At 53.8% G+C, this 1,373-nt stretch carries 1 protein-coding gene; it reads left to right on the plus strand.

The features are described from left to right. The first annotated feature begins 122 nt into the window (after positions 1 to 122). Positions 123 to 1,328 carry an IS256 family transposase gene (locus AK2_RS16205; protein WP_067937144.1) on the plus strand — a complete coding sequence of 402 codons (1,206 nt, stop codon included), beginning with the start codon at positions 123 to 125 and terminating at the stop codon, positions 1,326 to 1,328. Positions 1,329 to 1,373: the final 45 nt, after the last annotated feature.

Consider the following 1,373-nt stretch of genomic DNA (forward strand, 5'->3'; position numbering starts at 1 on the left):
AAGTTAAGTCCATATCATTGTGTAAAAACGGCTCGCTATCAGGAGTAGCAAAATGAGCCATCTCGTCCCTCTTCGGTAGAATGGAATGTGCGGCAACCCATTCACGAGGAGGGGAACGAACAATGGCTCTTTATCAGATTAACCTAGATGACGCGCTTTTGCACGGACTCTTGCAACAGGACGGAGGTGTAGCCCGACTTCTTGAACAGGTTTTGAACCAGATCTTACAGGCTCAGGTCACGGAGCAGCTCCAAGCCGCCCCATACGAAAGAACCGAAGAACGTCAGGGCTATCGTAATGGAACCTACCCACATACCCTGACCACTCGCGTGGGGCGCTTGACATTACGGGTTCCCCGAATTCGCGGGGGCGAGTTCTCGACAGAGCTCTTTCTTCGTTATCAGCGTAGTGAACAAGCCCTGGTACTGGCTCTCATGGAGATGGTTGTCCAAGGTGTCTCTACACGAAAGGTAGCGCAAATCACGGAGGAGCTGTGTGGGACGGAGTTCTCCAAGTCCACCGTCTCCACGCTCTGTAAACGCCTGGATGCCATCGTACAAGCCTGGAATGAACGGCCGCTCAAGGAGCATCGCTACCCTTTTCTGCTGGTGGATGCTCTCGTAGTCAAAGTACGGGAGGACGGCCGCGTACGAGCCCGCAGTGTCATGCTCGCAACCGGCATCAATGAAACGGGCTATCGTGAAATTCTCGGCATCATGTTGGGAGATGGCGAATCCGAAATTGGATGGCGAACCTTTTTTACATGGCTAAAGGAACGTGGACTCAACGGTGTGGATATGGTCGTATCCGATAGCCACCAGGGACTTGTAAAAGCACTGTTGGCCTGTTTCTCGGGTTGCACCTGGCAGCGGTGTCAAACGCACTTTATGCGAAACCTCCTTGATGCCACACCCAAATCCCTGCAGACGGAGGTCTATCAGCGTGTGCGGGCCATTCTTGAAGCACCCGACCCAGATACCGCTCGATTGCTGCTGAACCAAGTGCTGCACGATTACTCCGAAAAGGCACCGAAAGCCATGCGTGTGCTGGAAGAGGGGTTTGACGATGCGACCGCCGTGCTTGCGTTGCCCGAACGCTATCGAAGGCGGCTCCGGACAACCAATAGCGTCGAGCGGCTCAACGAGGAGATTCGACGCCGGGAGCGCGTCATTCGTATCTTCCCAAATCGTGCGTCGGTGTTGCGTCTGTTGGGAGCTTTACTGATGGAGATGGATGAAAAATGGACGACGGGACACCGATATCTAGACATGCAGGAGTACTGGGAGTGGCGTACATCAAGGGCTGGTGTTGTTAAGCAACTCGCTTGAGTGCACTACCGAAGAGGGAAAGTACACACAAACATGGACTTGATC

This window comes from Alicyclobacillus kakegawensis NBRC 103104 (genome assembly GCF_001552655.1).
In the GTDB taxonomy this organism is placed as follows: domain Bacteria; phylum Bacillota; class Bacilli; order Alicyclobacillales; family Alicyclobacillaceae; genus Alicyclobacillus_G; species Alicyclobacillus_G kakegawensis.

Excerpts from the sequence above, each read along its gene's own strand:
- AK2_RS16205 (WP_067937144.1), top strand. The coding sequence starts at position 123 with ATGGCTCTTTATCAGATTAACCTAGATGACGCGCTTTTGCACGGACTC.